This is a genomic window from Streptomyces sp. NPDC058157 (genome assembly GCF_042884105.1).
Taxonomy (GTDB): Bacteria; Actinomycetota; Actinomycetes; order Streptomycetales; family Streptomycetaceae; genus Streptomyces.
In genome coordinates this window covers 18,071-43,525 of the sequence record NZ_JBHVUQ010000054.1, presented here as the reverse complement: position 1 = coordinate 43,525, position 25,455 = coordinate 18,071, and the positions used below count along the sequence as shown (strand labels likewise).

The following is a 25,455-nucleotide window of genomic DNA, read 5'->3' as shown; positions in this document are numbered from 1 at the left end:
CTTCCTAGCCGAGCGGGTGCATCCAGCCGTGGGTGTCGGCGCGGTGGCCGGTCTGGAGGTCGAGGAGCGCCTTGCGGAGCTTCATGGTGACCTCGCCGGGCTCACCGTCGCCCTGGGTCCAGTTGGCGCGCTCGGACTTGACCGAGCCGACCGGGGTGATGACGGCGGCCGTGCCGCAGGCGAACACCTCGGTGAGGGTGCCGTTCTCGTTGTCGCGCTTCCAGTCCTCGGTGGAGATACGTCCCTCCTCGGCGGTGTAGCCGAGGTCGCGGGCGATGGTGAGGAGCGAGTCGCGGGTGATGCCGGGGAGGAGCGAGCCGGTGAGCTCCGGGGTGACGATGCGGTCGCCGTACACGAAGTACAGGTTCATGCCGCCCATCTCCTCGATCCAGCGGTGCTCCACGGCGTCCAGCCAGACGACCTGGTCGCAGCCGTGCGAGGCGGCCTGGGCCTGGGCGACGAGGGAGGCCGCGTAGTTGCCGCCGGTCTTCGCGGCGCCGGTGCCGCCCTTGACGGCGCGCACGTACTCCTCCGACAGCCAGACGGAGACGGGCTTGACGCCACCGGGGAAGTAGGCGCCGGCGGGCGAGGCGATGACCATGAACAGGAACTCGTTGGCCGGGCGGACGCCCAGGCCGACCTCGGACGCGAACATGAACGGCCGCAGGTACAGGGAGGCCTCGCCGGAGTTCGGCACCCAGGCGCTGTCCTGCTTGATCAGCGCGTCGCAGGCCTCGATGAACAACTCGGTCGGCAGCTCCGGCATGGCCATGCGGCGGGCGGAGGCCTGGAAGCGCTCGGCGTTGGCCTGGGGACGGAAGGTGGCGACGGTGCCGTCGGGCTGGCGGTAGGCCTTCAGACCCTCGAAGATCGTCTGCGCGTAGTGCAGGGTCATGTTGGCCGGGTCGATCGACAGCGGCGCGTACGGGACCAGCTCGGCGTCGTGCCAGCCGCGGCCCTCGGTCCACTTGATCGTCACCATGTGATCGGTGAAGTGGCGGCCGAAGCCGGGGCTGGCCAGGATCGCCTCTCGCTCCGCGTCGGACAGCGGGTTCGAGGAGGGCTTGAGCTCGATCGTGGGCGTCGTCATGAGTGCTTGTCCTTCACCGTGTGTGTATGGCGGACCGCGCTCATGCGTACCAGGACGTCCGAGCTTCCCCGTATACCGCGGCCTCGCGTTCGATTATCGCGCGCGGGGGGTGTTCGGTGAAACGGGGTGATGCGGCCCACGGGAGATGGTGGCACCCGGGGCCGTGCAGGAGAAGCCGCCGGGTGGTGGTGCGTACCCGGCGGCTTCCTGGGTGGAGCTGCCGGGTCAGCCGGCTACTCGCGCGGCGAGGGCGTCGCCGATCGCGTCGGTGGAGCGGAAGGTGCCGTCGCGCTCGGCGAGGTCGGCCGAGACCGCGTCCTCGATGCGCACGGCCTGCTCCTCGTAGCCGAGGTGGCGCAGCAGGAGGGCCACGGAGAGGATCGTCGCGGTAGGGTCGGCCTTGCCGGTGCCCGCGATGTCCGGGGCCGAGCCGTGGACGGGCTCGAACATCGAGGGGAAGGCGCCGGTCGGGTTGATGTTCCCGGAGGCGGCCAGGCCGATTCCGCCGGTGACGGCGGCGGCCAGGTCGGTGAGGATGTCACCGAAGAGGTTGTCCGTGACGATCACGTCGAAGCGCTCGGGCTGGGTGACGAAGAAGATCGTCGCGGCGTCGACGTGCAGGTAGTCGGTGGTGACCTCGGGGTACTCCTGGCCGACCTTGTCGAAGATGTTCTTCCACATGTGGCCCGCGTACACGAGGACGTTGTTCTTGTGGACGAGCGTCAGCTTCTTGCGCGGACGGGAGTTCGCCCGCTCGTACGCGTCCCGCACCACGCGCTCCACACCGTAGGCGGTGTTGACGCTGACCTCGGTGGCGACCTCGGCCGGGGTGCCGGTGCGCAGGCTGCCGCCGTTGCCGGTGTACGGGCCCTCGGTGCCCTCGCGGACGACGACGAAGTCGATGTCCGGGCGGCCGGCCAGCGGGGTGGCCGTGTTCGGGAAGAGCTTCGAGGGGCGCAGGTTGATGAAGTGGTCGAAGGCGAAGCGGAGCTTCAGCAGCAGACCGCGCTCCAGGACGCCGGAGGGGACCGACGGGTCGCCGATGGCGCCCAGGAGGATCGCGTCGTGGTGCTTGAGCGCCTCGAGCTCGGCGTCCGGGAGGGTCTCGCCGGTGCGGTGCCACCGCTGCGCGCCGAGGTCGTATTCCTTGGTCTCCAGCTTCACATCCTGGGGCAGGACCGCGGTAAGGACCTTGAGGCCCTGAGCCACGACTTCCTGGCCGATGCCATCACCGGGGATCACTGCGAGATTGATGCTGGTCGACATGTCGGAACCGTACTCCGTGTCCCAGCCCTCAGACATATCGCGTCCATCATGTGGACCAATGGAACGCGACACGTCGTCGCCCGGCCGGGAGGTGCCGGGGGGGCTGGGCCTCGGAGGCTTCGGTCAGTGGCCGGTGGAGCCGCCGTTGTCACGGCGGTCCAGGGCGCGCTGCAGGGCGGCCGCGGCGTTCTTGCGGTCGTCCTCGGCCGGGGAGGAGTGGCGGACGCGGCGGGAGGCGGCGGTGGTGGGGGTCATGGTGATCGACTCCTTGAGATCACGGCGTGGCGGGGCCACGGATGAGGGGTTCCTTCAAGGCGCCGGAAGAGGCGGGGAGCCGTGCGCCGCAGGGGTTGCCTGCCAAGGGGCGCGCGCTCACGACCGCCATTCGCTGATATGCGAGACGTTCGGCTCCTACAAAGCTAGGGCAGTCGCGGCTGTATGTCTCCGCAATTACTCGGACTTCCTAGTATCTGAGATGCGAAACCCCTCGGAAGGCCCCGCCCGCAGCCTCCGCTTTCAGGCCGATTCAGCTCTGAGTTCCCTGATCAGAGCCCTGACGGCGAGGGTGGAAGCCGATTCCGGTGTGGTGACGTATCCCACCTTCCTCACCGGCCCCTGGGGCCCCAGGGCGGCGATCTCGACCGCGTCCGTGGCCTCCCTCAGCGACAGCTCGGGCATGATCGCCATCCCCAGGCCCCGGCCGACCATCGTCAGCACCATCGCGTCGTCCTCCGCCTTGACCGTGGCCGCCGGGATCCAGTCCTGCGCCGCCCACCACCGGCGGGTGTAGGAGCCGCAGTTCTCGTCCCAGTCCAGCAGGGGCAGCGCCTTCGGGTCCGGGTGCCCCGCGGGGTGCACCAGCGCGTAGGCCTCCCGGGTGAGCACCCCGGTCAGCAGTCCGGGCGGCACGTCGCCGGGCGCGCCCAGCGTGGCGATGCCCAGGTCCGCCCGGCCGGCGGCCACCTCCCCGGCCGTCCCGGCGCCGAGTTCGCGCACCACCCGCACCTCGGGCCGGATCCCGGGGTGCAGCGCGGCGAGGCGCTCCAGCGCGGGCGGCAGCAGGTGCAGGGCCGCGCTGCGGAAGGCCGCGATGCGCAGGGTCCCCTCCAGCGCCCCGTCCGCCGCGCCCCCGCCGGAGGCGGCCCGGCCGGCGGCGCGGGCCTCCGCGCCGAGGACCTCGTACAGCCGCAGGATGCGCCGGCCGAGCGCCACGGCCCGCTCCCCCGCCGGGGTGGGGCGGGCGCCGGAGCGGCCGCGCTCGAACAGCACCGCGCCGACCTTGCCCTCGCTGCCGCGCACCGAGTGGGAGACGGCGGACTGGCTGATGCCGAGCGCTCCGGCCGCGGCGGAGAAGCCGCCCGTCTCGGCGACGGCGACCAGCACCCGGAGTTCCTGCGGGGCGAGCTCGGTCACGGGGGTTCCCACCTCGGTGTATGAGCCGCGTTCATGGATGCGCGGCTTCCATGAGGGCAACCCCCTGCCCGGCCCGGGGATTCCTTCCTACGGTCGTCGCCATGACCACGAACACCGCTTACGCCGTGCACCAGATCGCCCGCCCGACCGGATTCCCCGTCGCCTCCGACTTCACGTACGTCTCCTCCCCCGTCCCCGAACCCGCCCCCGGCACCGCGCTGGTGGAGAACCTGCTGCTGTCGGTGGACCCGTACCACCGGGGGCTGATGGACGGGGGCGAGGGCGGCTTCGAGCTGGACGCCCCGCTGGAGGGCCGGTCGGTGGGCCGGGTGCTCGCCTCCCGCGACCCGGGCCTGGCGGAGGGCGATCTGGTCTTCCACCGGGCCGGCTGGCGCACCCACGCCCTGGTCGCCCTGGGCACGGACGGCACCCGCAAGCTCCGCGGCCACGAGGGCGTCCCGCTGGAGGCCTACCTGTCGATCCTGGGCGGCACGGGCCTGACCGCGTACGCCGCCCTCACCCGGACGGCGGCCCTGCGCGAGGGCGAGGACCTCTTCGTCTCCGCCGCGGCCGGCGGCGTCGGCACCGCCACCGGGCACATCGCCCGGCTGCTCGGCGCCCGCCGGATCGTCGGCAGCGCGGGCTCGGCGGCCAAGGTCGCCCACCTCACGGAGGCCCTCGGCTTCGACGCCGCCTTCGACTACCACGACGGCCCGGTCGGCGAGCAGCTGGCGAAGGCCGCCCCGGACGGGATCGACGTCTACGTGGACAACGTGGGCGGGGACCACCTGGAGGGGGCGATCGACTCCCTGCGCGAGTACGGGCGGATCGCCTGGGTCGGCGCGATCTCCATGTACAACGGCGACCGCTCGCCGGCCGCGCCCCGCAACCTCTTCGAGGTGGTGCACAAGTCCCTGCGCCTCGAAGGCGTATTGGTTCGAAACCACACCAATCTGCAAGACGAGCTGGAGGACTTCCTGGTCCCGCACCTGCGCAGCGGCCGGATCGGCACCGACACCACCGTTGTCCAGGGCTTCGACCGCACGGTGGAGGCCTTCCTGGGCATGCTGCACGGGGAGAACCTGGGCAAGATGCTGGTCCGCACGGACGGTTGATTCCGGCCACCCGGATGTTCACCGTTTTCTTACCGCACGGATGTAGACCTTTGCGGCGGCCGCCGCCACGCTTGCCGACGATGTGCCAGCGGGGCACCCGAGTTGGAGGCGAGCAGCCAGTGACACCCATCAGCCGCAGGGGTTTCGTGGGGATCGGCGCCGGGCTCGTGGCGGGGGCGGCCCTGCCCGCCGCCCTGCCCACGACGGCGGCCGCGGCCGCCGCGACGGGCACGATCACCGACGTGAAGCACGTGGTCGTCCTGATGCAGGAGAACCGCAGCTTCGACCACTACTTCGGCAAGCTCAAGGGCGTCCGCGGGTTCGGCGACCGCGCCTCGGGCAACATCCCCGGCGGCTGGGGCACCTTCAACCAGCCGAACTGGGGCGGCCGGCAGTACCCGTGGCGGCTCTCCGCCACCCCGTCGGCCGGCGGCGCCGACAGCGAGACCCTCGCCCAGTGCACCGGCGACCTCCCGCACAGCTGGACCTCGCAGCACGCCGCCTGGAACGGCGGCCGGATGGACAACTGGGTCGCCGGCGTCGGCAAGACCCACACCCTGGGCCACCTGGAGCGCGCCGACATCCCCTTCCACTACGGCCTCGCCGACAACTACACCATCTGCGACGCCTACTTCTGCTCCACCCTCAGCGCCACCGGCCCCAACCGCACCTTCCTGTGGAGCGGCAAGGTGGACGCGGGCAGCAAGGACGGCGGCGAGGAGTCCGGGCTGACCTGGGAGACGTACGCGGAGGCCCTGCAGCGGGCCGGGATGACCTGGAAGGTCTACCAGAACGCCCAGGACAACTACGGGGACAACGGCCTGGCCTACTTCAAGAAGTTCACGGACGCCGCCCCCGGCAACCCGCTGTGGGACCGGGGCATGGCCTCCGTCCCCAAGGTCACCGGCTCCACCCCCGACGACATCGCGGCGGCGATCCGCGCCGACGTCGTCGCCGGGACCCTGCCCCAGGTGTCCTGGGTGGTGGCCAGCGAGGCCTTCTCGGAGCACCCGTACGCGCCGCCCGGCGACGGCGCGCACTTCGTGGACCTGGTCTACCGGGCGCTCGCCGCGAACCCGGAGGTCTTCGACTCCACCGTCCTGTTCCTCAACTACGACGAGAACGACGGCTTCTTCGACCACGTCGCCCCGCCGGTCGCCCCGCCCGGCACCCCGGACGAGTACATCGACGGCACCCCGATCGGCCTGGGATTCCGCGTCCCCATGCTCGTCATGTCCCCGTGGACCCGGGGCGGCTGGGTCAGCTCCGAGGTCTTCGACCACACCTCGGTGCTCCGCTTCATGGAGACGTGGACCACGGCCCTGGGCACGCCCGCCCTCTGCCCCAACATCAGCGCCTGGCGCCGCAAGGTGGTCGGCGACCTGACGGGCGTCTTCGACTTCGCGCACCCGGTGTACGGGGTCCCCTCCGGCCTCCCTTCGACGGCGAAGGTCATCGGCCAGTCCACCTGCGGCCCGTTGCCCAACCCCTCCCCCCAGGACAACGCCCTCCCGGTCCAGGAGGCCGGCACCCGCCCCGCCCGCGCCCTCCCGTACCAGGTCAACGGCAACCTGGACCGCTTCGAGTTCGGCCCGATGGGCAAGATCCTGGCCTGGTTCTCGATGACCAACCAGGGCCCGCAGGCCAGGCAGTCGGCGCACTTCTCGATCCAACCGCACCAGTACCGGGACACGGCCGCCTGGCAGTACACGGTCGACCCGGGCGCCACGTCCACGGACTACTTCTCGATCGGCCTGGGCGCCGGCTCCGGCAATTACGACATCTCGATGTACGGCCCGAACCGCTTCCTGCGCCGCTTCATCGGCGACGCCACCCGGCCCGGCAAGGACCTGGAGGTCGCCGCCCGCTACGCGGTGGAGTCGGGCACCGGCAAGATGGCGATCTGGTTCAAGATGACCAACGCCTCGGGCTCTCCGGTCACCTTCACGATCCGCTCGAACGCCTACCGTTCCGACGGCCCCTGGACGTACACGGTCCCGGCGAACTCCTCGCGCGAGGACTTCTTCAACGCCGTGGCCTACAACAAGGGCTGGTACGACTTCACCATCCTGGCCGACTCCGACGGCACCTGGTCCCGCCGCTACACCGGCCACATCGAAACGGGCGCGGCGAGCATCAGCGGCAGCTGAGACCCGCCGCGACCCCGCCCGGGGGCGTGGGCACACCCCCGGAAAGGCCGGAAACACGCGGCGGTCCCGGACGGCGAGACCCCCCGCCACCCCGCCCGCAAACCCCGCCGCCGACGCCGTCCACGACGGCCCGGATCCCCCGGGACCGGTACGTGGTCCACCCCGGCCCGCCCCGCGGTCACGCAGGTCGAAGACGGTCCGCACCCCCGGGACGCCCACGTGGTCCAGCCCGGGCGGCCGCCCGGCCGAGCATCCCCGCCCGGCCGGGCGCCCCGGCCCCCGACGCTCCCGGGCAACCCGTCCGTCGCGGGCGGAGGCGGGTCCTCCCGGACATGAATCGACCGACGTTCGACACCCCCATAACCCCCCTGTCACCACACAACGGGCATTGGCTCGCACCGTCGCCCTGGCCTCGGCAGTCCCCCCGCTGGAAGATCTGCGCATGTCGCCTGAGACCCAGCAGTGGACCCCCACCCATGGCCAGCCCTACCGGCCCGTCGCCTACCGCCCGACGCGCATGCCGAGTCAGGAATCCCTCGCGCGCGCGGCGGAACTGCGGGCCCGGATGGACGAACGGCGCACCGTGCGCCACTTCTCCCCCGACCCCGTCCCCGAGCAGGTCGTCCGCGACGCCATCGCCTGCGCCGCCACCGCCCCGTCGGGGGCGCACCAGCAGCCGTGGAGCTTCGTCCTGGTCAAGGACCCGGCGGTCCGGCGGCAGATCCGGGCCGCCGCCGAGCAGGAGGAGCAGATCTCCTACGACGGCCGCCTCGGCGACGAGTGGCTGGCCGCGCTGCGCCCGATCGGCACGGACGCCGTCAAGACCCACCTCACGGACGCCCCGGCGCTGATCGTGGTCTTCCAGCAGCGGTACTGGCTCGGCCCGGACGGCGACAAGCGCAAGCACTACTACGTGGACGAGTCGGTCGGCATCGCCGTCGGCATGCTCCTCTCGGCCCTCCACCTCTCGGGCCTGGCCGCCCTCATCCACACCCCGAGCCCGATGCGCTTCCTCAGCCACGTCCTGGGCCGCCCGGAGAACGAGAAGGCCTTCGCGGTGATCCCGGTGGGCTACCCCGCGGACGACTGCGAGGTCCCGGACCTGATCCGCAAATCCCTGGACCAGGTCCTCTTCGAGGTCTAGCCGCCCGGCTCCGCCCCAGCGGGCGGCCCGGCCTCTCCGGCCTGCCGCCCGCCCAACGCCGCCACGAGCCGCAACCCGATCCTGACCCGGTCCTCCGGCCCGCAGACTTCCATCGCGGCCCGCACCTGCCGCAGGATCAACCAGTCCCGCACGACCTTGGCCACCCCGAGCACGGCCGCCGTGACGATCACCCCGGTCAGCACGTCGCCCACCGGAGTCGAGGCAGGTCCACGGGTTCCGGGAACGAACCGCAGGAGGCGTGCCGTACGGCCAGGGACGCCTCCCCCAGGTCGACGTCACCCGGATACCCGGAGTCGTCCTCCTCCCTGTCGACGAGGGCGCTCCGCCGTAGTCCGTCCATCAGCTTCACCGCGCCGGACGCGCAGCAGCAGTCGATGACGAGGTCGTACGTCCCGGTGGTACTGAGGCTCACCCAGCCGTGCTCGGCGCCGGCCTTCGTGATCAGCCCCAGTCTCCGGAAGATCCTGCTGAGCAGCCGGTCCCGGTCCCGAGAGGCCGGGCCGTATGCCCCGGGCCGCTCGACCGGGTACCGCCCTGGCCGGTGGTCGCGCCACGACCGGTCCTCCTGGCGACGGATCGGGGACGGACGCGGCCGCCACCCCGGAGACGGGTGCTCCAGCCGAACCCGGGCCTGATCTGCCGCGTCCGTGAACCACCAGGCCCCGTCGTCCCGGACGAGCCTGAGCCCCGGGACGCCGTGGACGGCTCCGGTCCCGTCGAGCCGCGGCCACACGGCATCGATCACCTCATGGGCGCGGACCGGGTCGAGGGAGACCACGGGCTCCGCAGGTGAGGGCCTGATGCCGGTGAGGCCGAGGACCGCGCCACCGCCGAGCGCGGCGAGGAGCCGCGCCTCGAACGCCTGCTGCTCCGGGGTACCCGCATCGGGTACCGGTCGACTGCGGGTGATCAGGCCCTCCGCCGCCCACTGCATGCAGGTCTCGTGGGCGAGGCCGGTGGCCCGACGGCAGATGGTCGCCACGCGGTGCCGGTTGTCGTTGCGGCGGGACATACGTCTCCTCGGGCTCCGTCCCGGCACGGGCACGTAGAGGTCGTACATCACCTGATGTGGAACCCACCCCCGCACGGGAACTCGTCAGAGCCCTTCGCTCCCCCGGGTAGCCGGGCCCGGGTGCCGGAGCGCGTCGCCGTACGCGACAACTGCATTCAGGCTAGCAGGAGTTGGACCCCCCGGAAACTGGGACCGCCCCCGCTCCGGACTTGGGGGTACCGGAGCGGGGGCGGGATTCAGGGGAGGGCGGGTCAGCCCATGTGGGGGTAGCCGTACTCGGTCGGCGGGACCAGGGTCTCCTTGATGGAGCGGGTCGAGGTCCAGCGCAGCAGGTTCGACGCCGCGCCCGCCTTGTCGTTGGTGCCCGAGGCGCGGCCGCCGCCGAAGGGCTGCTGGCCGACGACGGCGCCGGTCGACTTGTCGTTGATGTAGAAGTTGCCCGCCGCGAAGCGGAGCTTCTCCATCGTGTCGGCCGCCGCGTAGCGGTCCTGGGCGATGACGGCGCCGGTCAGGGCGTACGCCGAGACGTTCTCCATCTGGGCCAGCATCGCGTCGTACTCCGCGTCCTCATAGACGTGGATCGCGAGGATCGGGCCGAAGTACTCGGTCGTGAAGACCTCGTTCTCCGGGTCCGTGCACTCGATGACGGTCGGGCGGACGAAGTAGCCCTCCGAGTCGTCGTACGTGCCGCCCGCGACGATCGTGCAGGTCGGGTCGGCCTTCGCACGGTCGATCGCAGCCTTGTTCTTCGCGAAGGAGCGCTCGTCGATGACGGCGCCGATGAAGTTCGACAGGTCGCGGACGTCACCCATGGTGATGCCGTCGACCTCGGCCGCGAACTGCTCCTTGAAGCCGTCGTTCCAGATCGAGGCCGGAACGTAGGCGCGCGAGGAGGCCGAGCACTTCTGGCCCTGGAACTCGAAGGAGCCGCGGGTCAGGGCGGTCTTCAGGATCGCGCGGTCCGCGGACGGGTGCGCGACGACGAAGTCCTTGCCGCCCGTCTCGCCGACCAGGCGCGGGTACGAGCGGTAGTTCTCGATGTTGTTGCCGACCGTCTTCCACAGGTACTGGAAGGTCTTGGTCGAGCCGGTGAAGTGGATGCCGGCCAGCTCGGGGTGGTTCAGGGCCACCTCGGAGACGGCGATGCCGTCGCCGGTCACCAGGTTGATGACGCCCTTGGGCAGGCCGGCCGCCTCCAGGAGCTCCATGAGGAGGACCGCGGAGTGGGTCTGCGTCGGGGACGGCTTCCACACGACCACGTTGCCCATCAGGGCCGGGGCGGTCGGCAGGTTGCCGGCGATGGCCGTGAAGTTGAACGGGGTGATCGCGTAGACGAAGCCCTCGAGCGGACGGTGGTCGCTGCGGTTCCACACGCCGGCGGAGTTCGCGGCGGGCTGCTCGGCCAGGATCTGGCGGGCGAAGTGGACGTTGAAGCGCCAGAAGTCGACGAGCTCGCACGGGGTGTCGATCTCGGCCTGCTGCGCGGTCTTCGACTGACCCAGCATGGTCGAGGCGGCCAGCTTCTCGCGCCACGGGCCGGCCAGCAGCTCGGCGGCGCGCAGGATGATCGCGGCGCGGTCGTCGAAGGACATCGCGCGCCAGGCCGGAGCGGCGGCCAGGGCGGCGTCGACGGCCTCCTGGGCGTCGGCCCGGGTGGCGTTGGCGTACGTGCCGATGACCGACTTGTGGTCGTGCGGCTGGACGACGTCGAAGCGCTCGCCGCCACCCATCCGCTTGACGCCGTCGATCGTCATCGGGAGGTCGATCGGGTTCTCGGACAGCTGCTTGAGCTGGATCTCGAGGCGCGCGCGCTCGGCGCTGCCCGGGGCGTACGAGTGGACCGGCTCGTTGACCGGCGCGGGGACCTGGGTCACAGCATCCATGGCGAGGTAACTCCTTGACCTGGTTCGGGCGGGCTAGTTCTTGGTGATCATCGAGCGGAGGAAGAACAGCAGGTTGGCCGGCTTCTCCGCGAGGCGGCGCATGAAGTAGCCGTACCAGTCCGTGCCATAGGCCGTGTAGACCCGCATTCGATGACCCTCGGAGGCGAGCCGGAGGTGCTCCTCGCTGCGGATGCCGTAGAGCATCTGGAACTCGTACTCGTCCAGCTTGCGCCCGGCCTGCCGGGCGAGCTCCTGCGCGATGGAGATCAGGCGCGGGTCGTGGGACCCGATCATCGGGTAGCCCTCGCCCTCCATGAGGATCCGCATGATCCGGACGTACGCCTTGTCGATCTCGGCCTTGTCCTGGTACGCGACCTCGGCGGGCTCCTTGTAGGCGCCCTTCACGATGCGGACGCGGCTGCCGGCGGCGGCCAGGCGGCGGGCGTCGGCCTCGGTGCGGAAGAGGTAGGCCTGGATGACGCAGCCGGTCTGCGGGAAGTCCCGGCGCAGCTCCTCGTGGATGGCGAACATCGAGTCGAGGGTGGTGTGGTCCTCGGCGTCGAGGGTCACGGTGGTGCCGATGGCGGCGGCGGCTTCGACGACCGGGCGGACGTTGGCGAGGGCGAGCTCGTGGCCGCCCTCCAGCGCCTGGCCGAACATCGACAGCTTCACGGACATCTCGACGGCCTCGCCCAGACCCAGGTCCTTGAGGCGCTCGATGAGCTCCAGGTAGGCGTCCCGGGCGGCGTACGACTGCTCGACGGCGGTGATGTCCTCGCCGACCACGTCGAGGGTGACCTCGAGGCCCTTGCGGGTGAGCTCCTCGACGATCGGGATGACCTGGTCGACCGTCTCACCGGGGATGAAGCGGTTGACCACCGGCTTGGTCACCGGGGCGGCAGAGACGATTCGGCGCATCTTGTCGCTGCGCGAAGCGGCGAGGATCGCGGGACCCAGCACGGGGCACCTCCAACGGGTGGCAGAAGCGGTCATACGGGCGCCGCGGGGGTGTGCTGCGGCCGTAGGGAATACGCAAGTAAAACCACCGTGAAATTTATGGATCTCCCCGATCCTCTGCCATCGACAGCTGTCACGCATCCGTGTCCGCGATCTCATACATCTGTCTGAAGAGGCGGGGCGGGGGTGGGAGAATGTGCCCGTGAAGGGCGATTACCAGGACCTGGTGGACGAGATCTCGGCGCTGCTCGGCGCCCCGGCGACGCTGGAGAACCGGGACTTCCGTCTGATCGCCTTCGGCGCCCACGACAGCGAGGACGACCTCGCGATGGACCCCGTGCGCACCCGTTCGATCCTGACCCGGCAGTCCACGGCGGCGGTGCGGTCCTGGTTCGAGGGCTTCGGCATCGCCCGCGCCACCGGACCGGTCCGGATCCCGGCGGCCCCGGACGCGGGCGTCTTCCGGGGACGGATCTGCCTGCCCGTGCGCTACCGGGGCATCGTCCAGGGCTATGTATGGCTCCTCGACCGGGATCCGGGTCCCGCTCCGGAGGCCCTGGAGGCGGCCATGGAGGTGGCCCAGCGGATCGGGGTGCTGCTCGCCGAGGAGGCCAAGGCGGGCGCCGACCTCTCACGGGAGTTCCTCGCGGTGCTGACCGCCGGGCGCGGCTGGCAGCAGGACATGGCCGTGGCCTCGCTTCGGCTGGCCCTGGGCGCGGGGGCCGAGGGGCTGCACGCGGCGGTGTGCGTGGCCCCGTGGTCCGGGGAGGCGCCCTCGTCGGTGCCGGGGGCGGCGGCGGTGTGCGTCGTACCGGCCGAGGCGGCGGGGGCCGGCCGGGACCGGCTGGCGGTCCTCCTGCGGCTGCGCTCCCCGGACGCCATGGGCCCGGCCCTGACGGCCCTGGGCCGCCTCCTGCCGCGGGCGGCGGCGGTACGGGCCGGGGCGGCGTCCGCGAAGGCCTCGGCAGCCAGGGCCGCACGGACGTCCGCGGGGGCTTCCGCGGTGTCGGGTCCGGCTCGCACGACGCGCGCCGCGGCCGCGGGCGGGGCGGCCGGGGCCTCCACGTCCGAGACCGTCGGGGCGGTCGGGGCGGGCTCCGGGGACGCTGCGGCGCACGGGGCGACCGCCGGGGTGTCGGATCCCGTGCGCGGGCTCGGGGAGCTGCCCGCCGCCTGGGGGCAGGCCGTCGCCGCCGCGCGGGCGGCCGCCGCCGAGCCGCGGCTCGGGCCGGTGGCGCAGTGGGCGGGGATCGGGCCGTACCGGATGCTGGGCGCGCTGGCCGCCGGACCCGTGGACGACCCGGTGACACGGGCCCTGCTGAGCCCGGCCCACCGGGAACTGGCCCGCACCGCAGAGGTGTTCCTCGACTGCGCCGGACAGGCCGGCCGGGCGGCGGCGGCGCTGGGCGTCCACCGCCAGACCCTGTACTACCGGCTGGGCCGGGTGGAGCAGCTGACCGGGCTCGACCTGGACTCCGGCGAGGACCGGCTGCTGCTCCACATGGCCCTCAAGTCCGCCCGGCTGAACGGGTGAACCGGTGAGTTGGTGAATCGGTGAACCGGTGAACCGGTGGACCGGTGGACCGGTGGACCGGGGTGAACGGGCGACACGGCGAACGGGCCGACCGCTAGCCCGCCGCGCGCCCCGCGTCCGCGATCCCCTCACCCAGCCTGCGCAGCCCCTCGGTGAACTCCTCGCCCGACGGGGCGCTCTCCGGGTCGAACAGCCACTGGATCATCAGGCCGTTGAGCAGGGCCTGGTAGACCGCCCCGAGGGTGCGCTCGTCGCGTTCGGTGAGCTGCTCCTCGGGGATCCCGGTCATCATCGAGACCAGGCCCCGGCGCCCCTCGAGCTGCGAGGCGGCCAGCATGGACTTCAGCTCCGGCTTCTGGTCCCGGCTCAGCGCGACCTCCAGGCTGGCCGCCCAGACCGGCCCGGCCGCGCCGTGCTCGGCGATGACCCCGTCCCACAGGGCGCGCAGCCGCTCCAGGGAGCCCCCGGCCCCTTCGAGCCCGGCCTGCCGGCCCTCGCCCCACTCCTCGATCAGGGCGATGAACGCCTTGGTGAGCAGGGCGTCCTTGGAGCCGTAGTGGTAGCCGATGGACGCCAGGTTGGTCCCGGAGGCGCTGACGATGTCCCGCGCGGTGGTCCGCACGAACCCCTTCTCGGCGAGGCACTTCTTGGCGCCCTCGAGCAGATCTTCTCGGTGTCCCATGCCGACACGGTAGCAAGACGTCCGTTTAATACATACGTCTATCCCAGGTTCGCGCGAAAAGGGCCCGGGGCGTGTGCCCCGGGCCCTTCCGCGACGAGCGCGCCGCCGTCAGCCGAGGTTGACCGAACGGGCCGACGCCGCGCCGATCTCCGCCGAGATGGCCGCGAGGACGTCCACCGGGACCTCCGCGTCGACGGTCAGGACGACGAGCGCCTCGCCGCCCTCCTCCGCACGGGCCACCTGCATGCCCGCGATGTTCAGCCCGGCCTCGCCGAGCAGCTGGCCGACCTTGCCGACCACGCCCGGGCGGTCGGTGTAGCGGAGCACGATCATGTGGTCGGCCAGGGCCAGGTCCACGTCGTACTCGCCCACGCCCACAATCTTCTGGAGGTGCTTCGGGCCCGCGAGCGTGCCGGAGACCGACACCTCCTGGCCGTCCGCCAGGGTGCCGCGGACGGTCACCACGTTGCGGTGGTCCGGGGACTCGGAGCTGGTCGTCAGACGCACCTCGACGCCGCGCTCCTGCGCGAACAGCGGGGCGTTGACGTAGGAGACCGTCTCGTCGACGACATCCTCGAACACGCCCTTGAGGGCGGAGAGTTCGAGCACCTTGACGTCGTGCTGGGTGATCTCGCCGCAGACCTCGACGTCGAGGCGGACCGCGACCTCGCCCGCGAGGGCGGTGAAGATGCGGCCGAGCTTCTCCGCGAGCGGCAGGCCGGGGCGCACGTCCTCGGCGATGACACCGCCCTGGACGTTGACCGCGTCCGGAACGAGCTCACCGGCGAGGGCCAGGCGCACCGACTTGGCGACCGCGATGCCGGCCTTCTCCTGGGCCTCGTCCGTGGACGCGCCGAGGTGCGGGGTGCAGACGACCTGGTCGAGCTCGAACAGCGGGGAGTCCGTGCAGGGCTCCTTCGCGTACACGTCGAGGCCGGCGCCGGCGACGCGGCCCTCCTTGATGGCCGAGTACAGCGCGGCCTCGTCCACGATCCCGCCGCGGGCGGCGTTGACGATGCGGACGGACGGCTTGACCTTGTGCAGGGCCTCGTCCCCGATGAGACCGAGGGTCTCGGGGGTCTTGGGCAGGTGCACGGTGATGAAGTCGGCGACCTCGAGCAGCTCGTCCAGCGTCAGCATCTTGACGCCCATCTGGGCGGCGCGCGCGGGCTGCACGTAGGGGTCGTACGCGACGACCTTCATGCCGAAGGCCGACATGCGCTGGGCGACCAGGACGCCGATGCGGCCGAGGCCGACGACGCCGAGGGTCTTCTCGCTGAGCTCGACGCCCGTGTACTTGTTGCGCTTCCACTCGCCGTTCTTCAGCGCGGTGTTGGCCTGCGCGATGTTGCGGGCGGTGGCGACGAGCAGACCGCAGGCGAGCTCGGCGGCGGTGACGATGTTGGAGGTCGGGGCGTTCACGACCATCACGCCGGCCTTGGTGGCGGCGGAGACGTCCACGTTGTCGAGGCCCACACCGGCGCGGGCGACGACCTTCAGCTTCTTGGCGGCGGCGATGGCCTCGGCGTCCACCTTGGTGGCGGAGCGGACCAGGATGGCGTCGACGTCGACGATCGCGGGCAGCAGCTCCGCGCGGTCAGCGCCGTTGACGTGCCGGATCTCGAAGTCCGGACCGAGCGCGTCCACCGTGGCGGGCGACAGCTCCTCGGCGATGAGTACGACAGGTTTCGAGCTCACGTGGGTCCTCACAAGTCCAGTGCGGACGGCCGTCCCGACGGCCGCATGCGGTGGAGGGGGTAGCCGCGTGGAAGACGCACGACACTGTGGGCCTGACGCGTTGTGTTGAGCAGTGTAGTGGCGGTTCCGGCGCGGGATTCCGCCTGTACGGAAGGATCACCCGTCCGTGATTGGCCGGGGTGGACAAGCCGCACGGTTCGAGGTCGCCGTTCCGTCGATTTCCGGCCGGTCCACGACGGAGGGGCCGGCCGGGGCGGAAGCGCGGCGGGGCCGGGACTGAAGCGTCCCGGCCCCGCCGTGCGCGAGATCAGCTCTCGTCGCTGTCGACCCAGCTCATCAGCTTGCGCAGCTTCTTGCCGGTGGTCTCGAGCAGGTGCTCGGAGTCGGCCTTCTTGTACTCGTTGTACTTCGGCAGGCCGGCCTTGTACTCGGCCATCCACTCCTCGGCGAACTTGCCGCTCTGGATCTCCTCCAGGACCTTCTTCATCTCGGCCTTGGTGGCCTCGGTGATGACGCGGGGGCCGGTGATGTAGTCGCCCCACTCGGCGGTCTCGGAGACCGACCAGCGCATCTTCTCCAGGCCACCCTCGTACATGAGGTCCACGATGAGCTTCAGCTCGTGCAGGCACTCGAAGTACGCGATCTCCGGCTGGTAGCCGGCCTCGGTCAGGGTCTCGAAACCGGCCTTGACCAGGGCGGAGGCACCACCGCAGAGGACGGCCTGCTCACCGAACAGGTCGGTCTCGGTCTCCTCGGTGAAGGTGGTCTTGATGACGCCGGCGCGGGTGCCGCCGATGCCGGCCGCGTACGAGAGCGCCAGGTCGAAGGCCTTGCCGGTGGCGTCCTGCTCGACGGCGGCGATGCACGGAACGCCGCGGCCCTCCTCGTACTGGCGGCGGACCAGGTGGCCCGGGCCCTTCGGGGCGACCAGGGCGACGTCCACGTTGGTGGGGGGCTTGATGAAGCCGTAGCGGACGTTGAAGCCGTGGCCGAAGAAGAGGGCGTCGCCCTCCTTCAGGTGGTCCTTGATGGACGCCTCGTAGATCTCGGCCTGGAGCGGGTCCGGGGTCAGGATCATGATGACGTTCGCCCACTCGGCGGCCTCGGCCACGGAGACGACCTTCAGGCCCTGCTCCTCGGCCTTGGCCTTGGAGCTGGAGCCCTCCTTGAGGCCGACGACGACGTCGACGCCGGAGTCACGGAGCGACAGCGCGTGGGCGTGGCCCTGGCTGCCGTAACCGATGACCGCGACCTTGCGGCCCTGGATGATGGACAGGTCGGCGTCGTTCTCGTAGAACAGCTCGGCCACTGGGATATCTCCTTGGTGCGCTGGTGTTGCTCCCACCGTACGGCGGGGAACGGATAAAGAGTTTGTCGGTCTCGCCATGCGAACCGGGCGTGTCCCGCCCGGTCCAGGCGTGGCGTCAGGCGTGTGTCAGGCGCTGCGCTCGAGGGAGCGCAGGCTGCGGTCCGTGATGGACCGGCCGCCGCGCCCTATGGCGATGGTGCCGGACTGCACCAGTTCCTTGATGCCGAAGGGCTCCAGCATCTTGAGCATGGCGCTGAGCTTGTCGCTGCCGCCGGTGGCCTCGATGGTGACGGCCTCCGGGGAGACGTCGACGGTCTTGGCGCGGAACAGCTGGACGATCTCGACGATCTGCGAGCGCGTCTCGTTGTCGGCGCGGACCTTCACCAGAACGAGTTCGCGTTCGATGGCGTTCGACGGCTCCAGCTCGACGATCTTGAGCACGTTGACCAGCTTGTTGAGCTGCTTGGTCACCTGCTCCAGCGGGAGGTCCTCCACGTTCACGACGATGGTGATGCGGGAGATGTCGGGGTGCTCGGTGACACCGACCGCGAGCGAGTCGATGTTGAACCCGCGGCGGGAGAACAGGGCGGCGATCCGGGCGAGGATGCCGGGGGTGTTCTCGACCAGGACCGAGAGCGTGTGCTTGGACATGTGAGTCGTTCTCTCTCTCAGGCTCTCTCGGCTCAGTCGTCTTCGTTGTCGCCGAAGTCGGGGCGGACGCCCCGGGCTGCCAGGACCTCGTCGTTGGAGGTGCCGGCGGCGACCATCGGCCACACCATGGCGTCCTCGTGGACGATGAAGTCGATCACGACCGGGCGGTCGTTGATCGCGTTGGCCTCGGCGATGACCTTGTCCAGGTCCGCCGGGTCCTCGCAGCGCAGCGCGACGCAGCCCATGGCCTCGGACAGCTTGACGAAGTCCGGGACGCGGGTGCCCTGGCGGGGGGCGGAGGACTCGCCGAGCTGGGAGCCGACCGTGTCGTGGCCGGTCTCGTCGGCGTGCAGGACGGTGTTGGAGTAGCGCTGGTTGTAGAACAGCGTCTGCCACTGGCGGACCATGCCGAGGGCGCCGTTGTTGATGATGGCGACCTTGATCGGGATGTTGTTCAGCGCGCAGGTGGCCAGTTCCTGATTGGTCATCTGGAAGCAGCCGTCGCCGTCGATCGCCCAGACCGCGCGGTCCGGCATGCCGACCTTGGCGCCCATCGCGGCGGGGACCGCGTAGCCCATGGTTCCGGCGCCGCCGGAGTTCAGCCAGGTGCGGGGCTCCTCGTACTTGACGAAGTGGGAGGCCCACATCTGGTGCTGGCCGACACCGGCCGTGAAGATCGTGTGCTCCGGCGCCAGCGCGCCGATCCGCTCGATGACCTGCTGCGGGGAGAGCGAGCCGTCCTCGGGCAGGTCGTAGCCCAGGGGGTAGGTCTCGCGCCAGCGGTTGAGGTCCTTCCACCAGGCGGTGTAGTCGCCGGTGTGGCCCTCGTTGTGCTCGGCCTGGACGGCCTGGACGAGGTCGGCGATGACCTCGCGGGCGTCGCCCACGATCGGGACGTCGACCTCGCGGTTCTTGCCGATCTCCGCCGGGTCGATGTCCGCGTGGATGACCTTGGCGAAGGGGGCGAAGCTGTCCAGCTTGCCGGTGACGCGGTCGTCGAAGCGGGTGCCGAGGGCGATCAGCAGGTCCGACTTCTGCAGCGCGGTGACGCCGGTGACGGAACCGTGCATGCCCGGCATGCCCACGTGCAGCGGGTGGCTGTCGGGGAAGGAGCCCAGGGCCATCAGGGTGGTACAGACCGGGACGCCGGTCAGCTCGGCGAGGACCTTCAGCTCGGCCGTGGCACCGGACTTCATGACGCCGCCGCCGACGTACAGGACGGGGCGCTTGGCCTGGACGATGAGCTTGGCGGCCTCGCGGATCTGCTTGGCGTGCGGCTTGGTGACCGGCCGGTAGCCGGGCAGGTCCAGGGCCGGGGGCCAGGAGAAGGTGGTCTTCGCCTGGAGGGCGTCCTTGGCGATGTCGACCAGGACCGGGCCGGGACGGCCGCTGGAGGCGATGTGGAAGGCCTCGGCGATGGTCTTGGCGATGTCCTCGGCCTTGGTGACCAGGAAGTTGTGCTTGGTGATCGGCATCGTGATGCCGACGATGTCCGCCTCCTGGAAGGCGTCGGTGCCGATCGCCTTGGAGGAGACCTGGCCGGTGATCGCGACGAGCGGGACGGAGTCCATGTGGGCGTCCGCGATCGGGGTGACCAGGTTGGTGGCGCCCGGGCCGGAGGTGGCCATGCAGACGCCGACCTTGCCGGTGGCCTGGGCGTAGCCGGTGGCGGCGTGGCCGGCCCCCTGCTCGTGGCGGACCAGGATGTGACGGACCTTCTTGCTGTCCATCATCGGGTCGTACGCCGGGAGGATGCAGCCGCCCGGGATGCCGAAGACGGTGTCGCACCCCACCTCTTCGAGAGAGCGGATGAGGGACTGCGCGCCCGTGACGTGCTCAACTGCGGTGGGCTGGTGCCCACCCGTGCGGGGCCGCGGCTGCGGATGGTGGGCCCCGGAGGCCTGCTCGGTCATCGGCATTCTCTTCTCGAAGCTGAGGGTTTTACGCGGAGCGGGGGTGCCCCGGTTCTCGTCCGGGTGCGTGTGCCAGTGCAACAAAAAACCCCTCGTGCCAGGTGGCAAGCGAGGGGAGCGCGTCGGCGGTGTGGAGCGGGGACATGCAGGTCCCAGCTTCAGCCGACGCGCTTTCCAAGTACGAGAATTCGGGTGCGCATGGCATTGACCCTCCCTCCGGCGGGAGGTCGATGTCAAGCGGGTGGGACGGGCGTCTCATTATTTGAGCCTCTACGGATGACCATCGAGCCACCGGACGAGCCTCCGGCCAAGGCGGGCTGGGCCGTACCGCCCGGTACTGGGAACGTACCTCTCACGAGCGCGCGGCGCAGCCTGTATTCGTCGAGGGGGCCGGAAAACGCCATTCCCTGTCCGTGGGTGCAGCCCATGGCGCGCAGGGCCGCCACCTGTTCGGGGAGGTCCACGCCGTCGGCCACGGACTGCATGCCCAGATCGTTTGCGATGCGCAACAATCCTGCGGTGATCTTGTGCAGGCGGGCGGACTCGACGACGCCCTCCACCAGGCCCCGGTCCAGCTTGAGCAGGTCCACGGGGAGCCTGCGGAGGGCGCTGATGGCCGCGTAGCCGCTGCCGAAGCCGTCGAGGGCGATCCGTACGCCCAGCCGGTGCAGGGCCGTCAGGCGGCGTTCCAGCTCGTCGAAGGGGACCCTGGGGTCGGAGGCGGCGAGTTCGAGGACGAGGCCCCCGGAGGGCAGCCCGTGCCGGCCGAGCAGCGCCTCGACGGAACCGCCGGGGACCGACCGGTCGAGGAGCCGCTGGGCGGTCATCCGCACGACCACTGGTACGTCGTGCCCCGCGAGGTGGCGCTCGGCGGCCTCCGACACCGCCTCCTCGAGGAGCCATCGGCTCAGTTCGGCGGCGCGGGAGGGGTCGGCCGCGCCGCCAGAGCCGCCCTCGCTGTGTTCGGCCACGCGGAGGAACTCGGACGGGGTGAAGAGGATCCCCTGGGCGGAGCGCCAGCGGGCCTGCGCGGCCACGGCCGCGACCTCGCCGTCGGCCAGGCAGACCACCGGCTGGTGCAGCAGGGCGAACTCGCCCTCGTGCAGCGCGGTGCGGAGCTTCCCGGCCAGTTCCGCCTTGCGGACGACCTCGGCCTGCATCTGCGGGGCGTACAGCTCGACCCGGTCCTTGCCGCCGGCCTTGGCCCGGTACATCGCGAGGTCCGCGTTGCGCATCAGGTCCGAAGGGGTGATCCCGGGGTCGGCGAAGGCCACGCCGATGCTGGCGGCGACCCGGACCTCGCTGCCGGCGATGCGGTAGGGCTGGGAGAGGGTGGCACGGAGCCGGTCGGCGATCTCGTGGACCTGGTACTCGCGGGCGCTGCGGTCCCGGTTGCCGTCGCCGAGGATGAGGGCGGCGAACTCGTCGCCGCCGAGCCGGGCGGCGGTGTCACCGGCCCGGACGGCGTCCTGGAGGCGGTGGGCGGCCTCGACGAGCAGTTCGTCGCCCGCCTGGTGGCCGATGGTGTCGTTGACGGCCTTGAAGCCGTCGAGGTCGATGAAGAGGACGGCGGTGCTGTGGTCGCCCGCGCGGCGGCCGGTCAGCGCCTGGCGGACGCGGCGGGTGAACAGGGCCCGGTTGGGCAGGTCGGTGAGCGGGTCGTGCTCGGCGCTGTGCTGGAGCTGGGCCTGGAGGCGGACCCGCTCGGTGACGTCCCGGCTGTTGAGGATGAGTCCGCCCTGGTGCCGGTTGACGGTGGACTCCACGTTGAGCCATTCGCCGCCGCCGGATTTGAACCGGCATTCGATGCGGGTGGTGGGCTCCTCGGCGGGCGGGGCGGCCAGGAAGCGGCGCACCTCGTGGACCACGCGGCCGAGGTCGTCGGGGTGGATCAGGGCGGCCAGTTCGGTGCCGACCAGCTCCTCCGCCTCGCGGCCGTAGACCCCGGCGGCGGCGGGGCTGACGTAGCGCAGGGTCCCGGTGGGCGCGGCGATCATGATGACGTCGCTGGAGCCCTGGACCAGGGAGCGGAAGTGGTTCTCCTTCTGGGCCAGTTCCTGGGTCAGGGCGATGTTGTCGAGGAGCATGATGCCCTGCCGGACCACGAGGGCGAGGACGACCGTGCAGCCGGTGAAGACCACCATCCGGTCGACCTTCCGTCCGTCCACCACGTTGTAGAGGATGCCCAGGGTGCAGACGGCGGCCGCGAGGTACGGGGTGAGCGCCGGGAGGGAGCCGGTGATGGGGCGGCTGTGCGGCCGGTCGGCGCGCGGGGGCACGGGGCGTGGGAGCGGTTCCGGGCGGCGGCCTGCGGCCCAGGGGGCGTAGGCCAGCAGGAGGGAGCCCGCGAACCAGCCGGCGTCGAGGATCTCCCCGGAGCGGTAGGTGGTGTTCAGCAGCGGCGAGGTGAACAGGGCGTCGCTCAGGACGGTCAGCGCGAGGGCCGCGATGGCCGTGTTGATCGCGGAGCGGTTGTTGGCCGAGCGCCGGAAGTGCAGGACCAGCACCATCGAGACCAGTGCGATGTCGAGGAGCGGGTAGGCGAGGGAGAGCGCGGCGCGCGGGACGCTGCCGGGGGCTCCGGACTGGGCGGTGCGGGCGGCGTTGGCGAGGGCCAGGCTCCAGGAGAGGGTCAGCAGCGAGCCGCCGATGAGCCAGGAGTCGAGCGCCAGGCAGACCCATCCGGCGCGGGTGACCGGGCGTTTGGCGAGGACGAGCAGGCCCACGATGGCGGGCGGGGCGAAGCAGAGGAAGGCGAAGTCGGCGAGCGAGGGCTCGGGCACCTTCTGGTCGAGGACCACCTCGTACCAGCCCCAGACGCCGTTGCCCAGGGCCCCCATGAGCGAGGAGAACGCGAACATCAGCCAGGCGGGGCGCTCGCGCCGGCCGATCGCGCGGGCGTAGTGGTAGCAGGAGACGGCTGCCAGTAAACCGGCGGTACTGAGCCCGAAGTCGCCCATGATCTTGGCGAGTTCCTTCGAGCCCCAGCCGAGGGCGGCTCCGACGGCGTAGCCGCCGCTGACCACCGCGAGGAGGAGCTGGCCCCCCAGACCCCTGCCGCCGCCGCCCGCGACCGGCGGCCGGGTCAGGAGCGCCGCCCCCGGGGCGCTCACCGGTCCCCCTCGCCGGCTCGTTCCGGCGCAGTCCAGTCTCGGCACCGTCGCCTCCGGCGGCTCTGCCGCATCGGATCCTTCGTCCATTGGCCGTGCATCGCCCGTCGCCCCCCAAAGTGTCCGATCACTCCCCAGCGCCAGACGTACGTGGCGCAGCCCCTTGTTCCGGACGATACACCACTTTCGTCACTCAGCGACATAGCTTCTCTACTCTCCGTTACCACCGGGAGCCGTGCGGCAACTGCTCGCATACGTATGGACGCGGAGAGTGTGCGGTCTGGTTCAGTCCGTGATCAGAACGGTGTTCTCGACCGGCTCCCCGGCGGCGAACCGGGTGAGCTGGCGGGCGACGAGGCGCTTCGCCCGGGGCTCGAACGCCGAGCTGCTCCCGCCCACGTGAGGCGTGATCAGGACGTTCGGGGCGTGCCACAGCGGGTGGCCCGGAGGCAGCGGTTCCGGGTCGGTGACGTCGAGGGCGGCGCGCAGCCGGCCGGACTCCAGTTCGGCCAGCAGGGCCTTGGTGTCGGCCACGGGTCCGCGCGAGACGTTCACCAGCAGGGCTCCGTCCTTCATCCGGCCGAGGAAGGCGGCGCCCGCCAGGCCCCGGGTCTCCTCGGTCAGCGGGGTGGTGAGGACGACCACGTCCGCTTCGGGGAGGAGGCCCGGGAGGTCGCCGAGGGCGTGCACCGGCCCGTGCGGGGCGGTGCGGGCCGAGCGGGCGACGCGGGTGATCCGCCCGCACTCGAAGGGCAGGAGCCGGTCCTCGACGGCCGCGCCGATCGACCCGTAGCCGACGATCAGGACGGACTTGTCGGCGAGGGCCTCGTAGAAGCCGCCGCGCCACTCCTCGCGGTCCTGGCCGCGCAGCATCCCGGGGATGCCGCGCAGGGAGGCGAGGGTGAGGGTCAGGGCGAGCTCGGCGGTGCTGGCCTCGTGGACGCCGCGGGCGTTGCACAGCCGGACGCCGGGGCCCAGGAGGCCGAGGCCGGGCAGGACGTGGTCGATGCCGGCGGTGAGGGTCTGCACGACGCGCAGTGCGGGCATGGCCGGGAGCGGACGCAGGGTCACGGCCTGGGACTTCATGTACGGGGTGACGTAGAAGACGCAGCCGGCCGGGTCGGCCGGGAACTCCTCCTCACCGTCCCACTGCCGGTAGTGGAAGGTGTCGGGGAGGCCGTCGATCTCCCCGGGCGGGAACGGGAGCCAGACCTCGGCGGTCGTTGCAGTCATGATCCCGAGGCTATGCGAAGGGAACGTGATCAAGCCGTTAGTTTGAGGGCCGGACCGGGACCGGGCCGGGAGGGGGGACGCAGGGGTGGAGCGCAGGTCGATCGGATCGGGACCGCTGACGGTGGGGGCCATCGGGCTCGGCTGCATGCCGATGAGCTGGGCCTACGCGCCGTCGCGCCGCCGGGGCGAGGAGTCGCTGCGGACCCTGCACACGGCGCTGGACCTGGGGGCGAACCTGCTGGACACGGCCGATCTGTACGGGCCGTTCACCAACGAGCTGGTGGTGGGGCGGGTGCTGCGGGAGCGGCGGGCCGAGGCCTTCGTCTCGGCCAAGGTGGGGCTGCGGGCGGGCGAGGGGCACGTGGTGGCGGACGGGCGGCCGGATTACGTGCGCCGGGCGTGCGACGCCTCGCTGCGGCGGCTGCGCACGGACGTCATAGACCTGTACCAGCTGCACCGGGTGGACCCGGAGGTCCCGGTGGAGGAGACCTGGGGGGCCATGGCGGAGCTGGTGCAGGCGGGGAAGGTGCGGGCGCTGGGGTTCTGCGCGCTGGGCGCGGGCGCGGGGCCGGGTGCGGGGCGGCGGGGGGACCGGGGGTACCGCTCGACGCTGCGGCACCTGGAGCGGGTGCAGCAGGTGTTCCCGGTGACGGCGGTGCAGGCGGAGCTGTCGGTGTGGTCGCCCGAGGCGGCGTGGCAGCTGCTGCCGTGGTGTGCGGCGCGGGGGGTGGGGGTGCTGGCGGCGATGCCGCTGGGCAGCGGGTTCCTGACCGGGACGCTGACGCCGGGGCAGGGGTTCGAGGAGGCGGACGTGCGGGCCCGGCACCCCCGGTTCACGGCGCACGCCATGGCGTCCAACCAGGTGCTGGTGGCGGAGCTGCGGCGGGCGGCACGGCGGCACGGGCCGGAGGTCACCGCGGCGCAGGTGGCGCTGGCGTGGGTGCTGGCGCAGGGGCCGCACGTGGTACCGGTGCCGGGGGCGCGGCGGGCGCGCTGGGCGGCGGAGAACGCGCGGGCGGCCGAGGTGCGGCTGACGGCCGGGGAGCTGGCGGGGTTCGCGGCGCTGCCGGCGGCGGTGGGGGCCTGGGACTGAGCCCGGGCTCGGGGGGTCGGGCTCGGGGGGGGGATCGACCGCGACAACCACTCGATCGGGTGTACGAGTGGTGGAACTTGGGCACCCGCCGGATCTGTTGGGTCTTGTGAAGGGCAGGGCTGGAGGACCGACCGGAGGGGAGCACGGCGATGCGGTACGGAGAGCGGGACGGGCGTTTCGG

Annotated in this window: 20 protein-coding genes; 5 read left to right on the top strand and 15 right to left on the bottom strand. The window is 71.5% G+C overall.

The window, feature by feature from the left end; genetic code table 11:
* Positions 1-4: 4 nt before the first annotated feature.
* From ACFVXK_RS16330 to ACFVXK_RS16315, 4 genes are all read right to left on the bottom strand, one after another.
* Complete coding sequence (locus ACFVXK_RS16330) at positions 5-1,090, bottom strand: branched-chain amino acid aminotransferase (protein WP_079429930.1); 1,086 nt, start codon at positions 1,088-1,090, stop codon at positions 5-7.
* A 225-nt stretch (positions 1,091-1,315) separates the two neighbouring features.
* Positions 1,316-2,356 (bottom strand): 3-isopropylmalate dehydrogenase, encoded by a 1,041-nt coding sequence (locus ACFVXK_RS16325; protein WP_389612181.1) that lies wholly within the window; start codon positions 2,354-2,356, stop codon positions 1,316-1,318.
* 123 nt (positions 2,357-2,479) lie between these two features.
* Positions 2,480-2,611, bottom strand: a complete 132-nt coding sequence (locus ACFVXK_RS16320) for a hypothetical protein (RefSeq protein WP_358897117.1) — start codon at positions 2,609-2,611, stop codon at positions 2,480-2,482.
* 261 nt (positions 2,612-2,872) lie between these two features.
* Positions 2,873-3,769 (bottom strand): LysR family transcriptional regulator, encoded by an 897-nt coding sequence (locus ACFVXK_RS16315; RefSeq protein ID WP_389612180.1) that lies wholly within the window; start codon positions 3,767-3,769, stop codon positions 2,873-2,875.
* A 101-nt stretch (positions 3,770-3,870) separates the two neighbouring features.
* Between ACFVXK_RS16315 and ACFVXK_RS16310 the strand changes: the two genes are divergently transcribed.
* The 3 genes from ACFVXK_RS16310 to ACFVXK_RS16300 all read left to right on the top strand — a co-directional run bounded on the left by ACFVXK_RS16310 (position 3,871) and on the right by ACFVXK_RS16300 (position 8,178).
* Positions 3,871-4,884, top strand: coding sequence for an NADP-dependent oxidoreductase (locus ACFVXK_RS16310; RefSeq protein WP_389612179.1), 1,014 nt, complete (start codon positions 3,871-3,873; stop codon positions 4,882-4,884).
* Positions 4,885-5,003: 119 nt separating this feature from the next.
* Positions 5,004-7,034 carry a phosphocholine-specific phospholipase C gene (locus tag ACFVXK_RS16305; protein ID WP_389612178.1) on the top strand — a complete coding sequence of 677 codons (2,031 nt, stop codon included), beginning with the start codon at positions 5,004-5,006 and terminating at the stop codon, positions 7,032-7,034.
* A 442-nt stretch (positions 7,035-7,476) separates the two neighbouring features.
* A complete protein-coding gene (locus ACFVXK_RS16300; protein ID WP_389612177.1) occupies positions 7,477-8,178 on the top strand; it encodes a nitroreductase family protein in 702 nt (233 codons plus the stop codon).
* Here the strand turns inward: ACFVXK_RS16300 and ACFVXK_RS16295 are convergent.
* The 4 genes from ACFVXK_RS16295 to ACFVXK_RS16280 form a co-directional block, all read right to left on the bottom strand.
* Positions 8,175-8,390 (bottom strand): hypothetical protein, encoded by a 216-nt coding sequence (locus ACFVXK_RS16295; RefSeq protein ID WP_389612176.1) that lies wholly within the window; start codon positions 8,388-8,390, stop codon positions 8,175-8,177. The two genes, ACFVXK_RS16300 and ACFVXK_RS16295, sit on opposite strands and share 4 nt — an antisense overlap.
* A complete protein-coding gene (locus ACFVXK_RS16290) occupies positions 8,375-9,211 on the bottom strand; it encodes a hypothetical protein (protein WP_389612174.1) in 837 nt (278 codons plus the stop codon). Before ACFVXK_RS16290 ends, ACFVXK_RS16295 begins: the two co-directional genes overlap by 16 nt.
* Positions 9,212-9,462: 251 nt before the next feature.
* A complete protein-coding gene (pruA, locus tag ACFVXK_RS16285) occupies positions 9,463-11,094 on the bottom strand; it encodes an L-glutamate gamma-semialdehyde dehydrogenase (protein WP_389612172.1) in 1,632 nt (543 codons plus the stop codon).
* Between the two features lie 33 nt (positions 11,095-11,127).
* The gene (locus ACFVXK_RS16280) at positions 11,128-12,054 is read right to left on the bottom strand and encodes a proline dehydrogenase family protein (protein ID WP_389612170.1); all 927 of its coding nucleotides are present in this window, start codon (positions 12,052-12,054) and stop codon (positions 11,128-11,130) included.
* Positions 12,055-12,253: 199 nt separating this feature from the next.
* On the opposite strand from ACFVXK_RS16280, the gene ACFVXK_RS16275 reads away from it, so the two are divergent.
* Entirely contained in the window at positions 12,254-13,585 is a 1,332-nt protein-coding gene (locus ACFVXK_RS16275) for a PucR family transcriptional regulator (protein ID WP_389612169.1), read from the top strand.
* A gap of 94 nt (positions 13,586-13,679) precedes the next feature.
* On the opposite strand, the gene ACFVXK_RS16270 is transcribed toward ACFVXK_RS16275, so the two are convergent.
* The 7 genes from ACFVXK_RS16270 to ACFVXK_RS16240 all read right to left on the bottom strand — a co-directional run bounded on the left by ACFVXK_RS16270 (position 13,680) and on the right by ACFVXK_RS16240 (position 24,181).
* Positions 13,680-14,267, bottom strand: coding sequence for a TetR/AcrR family transcriptional regulator (locus tag ACFVXK_RS16270; RefSeq protein ID WP_389612168.1), 588 nt, complete (start codon positions 14,265-14,267; stop codon positions 13,680-13,682).
* 108 nt (positions 14,268-14,375) lie between these two features.
* Positions 14,376-15,965, bottom strand: coding sequence for a phosphoglycerate dehydrogenase (gene serA / locus ACFVXK_RS16265; protein ID WP_389612167.1), 1,590 nt, complete (start codon positions 15,963-15,965; stop codon positions 14,376-14,378).
* Between the two features lie 307 nt (positions 15,966-16,272).
* A complete protein-coding gene (gene ilvC, locus ACFVXK_RS16260) occupies positions 16,273-17,274 on the bottom strand; it encodes a ketol-acid reductoisomerase (RefSeq protein ID WP_389612166.1) in 1,002 nt (333 codons plus the stop codon).
* 126 nt (positions 17,275-17,400) lie between these two features.
* Positions 17,401-17,925, bottom strand: coding sequence for an acetolactate synthase small subunit (gene ilvN, locus ACFVXK_RS16255; RefSeq protein WP_042816067.1), 525 nt, complete (start codon positions 17,923-17,925; stop codon positions 17,401-17,403).
* A gap of 32 nt (positions 17,926-17,957) precedes the next feature.
* Positions 17,958-19,844 carry an acetolactate synthase large subunit gene (locus ACFVXK_RS16250; RefSeq protein WP_389612165.1) on the bottom strand — a complete coding sequence of 629 codons (1,887 nt, stop codon included), beginning with the start codon at positions 19,842-19,844 and terminating at the stop codon, positions 17,958-17,960.
* A gap of 227 nt (positions 19,845-20,071) precedes the next feature.
* On the bottom strand, positions 20,072-22,951 hold the full coding sequence (locus ACFVXK_RS16245; protein ID WP_389612164.1) for a putative bifunctional diguanylate cyclase/phosphodiesterase: 2,880 nt from the start codon (positions 22,949-22,951) through the stop codon (positions 20,072-20,074).
* Between the two features lie 282 nt (positions 22,952-23,233).
* Positions 23,234-24,181 (bottom strand): 2-hydroxyacid dehydrogenase, encoded by a 948-nt coding sequence (locus tag ACFVXK_RS16240; protein WP_389612163.1) that lies wholly within the window; start codon positions 24,179-24,181, stop codon positions 23,234-23,236.
* A gap of 85 nt (positions 24,182-24,266) precedes the next feature.
* On the opposite strand from ACFVXK_RS16240, the gene ACFVXK_RS16235 reads away from it, so the two are divergent.
* The gene (locus tag ACFVXK_RS16235) at positions 24,267-25,274 is read left to right on the top strand and encodes an aldo/keto reductase (protein ID WP_389612162.1); all 1,008 of its coding nucleotides are present in this window, start codon (positions 24,267-24,269) and stop codon (positions 25,272-25,274) included.
* Positions 25,275-25,455: the final 181 nt, after the last annotated feature.

What these genes read in the sequence shown, in the direction of transcription:
- ACFVXK_RS16330 (WP_079429930.1), bottom strand. Translation starts at nt 1,090, where the DNA reads ATGACGACGCCCACGATCGAGCTCAAGCCCTCCTCGAACCCGCTGTCC.
- ACFVXK_RS16325 (WP_389612181.1), bottom strand. Translation starts at nt 2,356, where the DNA reads ATGTCGACCAGCATCAATCTCGCAGTGATCCCCGGTGATGGCATCGGC.
- ACFVXK_RS16320 (WP_358897117.1), bottom strand. Translation starts at nt 2,611, where the DNA reads ATGACCCCCACCACCGCCGCCTCCCGCCGCGTCCGCCACTCCTCCCCG.
- ACFVXK_RS16310 (WP_389612179.1), top strand. Translation starts at nt 3,871, where the DNA reads ATGACCACGAACACCGCTTACGCCGTGCACCAGATCGCCCGCCCGACC.
- ACFVXK_RS16300 (WP_389612177.1), top strand. Translation starts at nt 7,477, where the DNA reads ATGTCGCCTGAGACCCAGCAGTGGACCCCCACCCATGGCCAGCCCTAC.
- ACFVXK_RS16290 (WP_389612174.1), bottom strand. Translation starts at nt 9,211, where the DNA reads ATGTCCCGCCGCAACGACAACCGGCACCGCGTGGCGACCATCTGCCGT.
- pruA (WP_389612172.1), bottom strand. Translation starts at nt 11,094, where the DNA reads ATGGATGCTGTGACCCAGGTCCCCGCGCCGGTCAACGAGCCGGTCCAC.
- ACFVXK_RS16270 (WP_389612168.1), bottom strand. Translation starts at nt 14,267, where the DNA reads ATGGGACACCGAGAAGATCTGCTCGAGGGCGCCAAGAAGTGCCTCGCC.
- ilvN (WP_042816067.1), bottom strand. Translation starts at nt 17,925, where the DNA reads ATGTCCAAGCACACGCTCTCGGTCCTGGTCGAGAACACCCCCGGCATC.
- ACFVXK_RS16250 (WP_389612165.1), bottom strand. Translation starts at nt 19,844, where the DNA reads ATGCCGATGACCGAGCAGGCCTCCGGGGCCCACCATCCGCAGCCGCGG.
- ACFVXK_RS16240 (WP_389612163.1), bottom strand. Translation starts at nt 24,181, where the DNA reads ATGACTGCAACGACCGCCGAGGTCTGGCTCCCGTTCCCGCCCGGGGAG.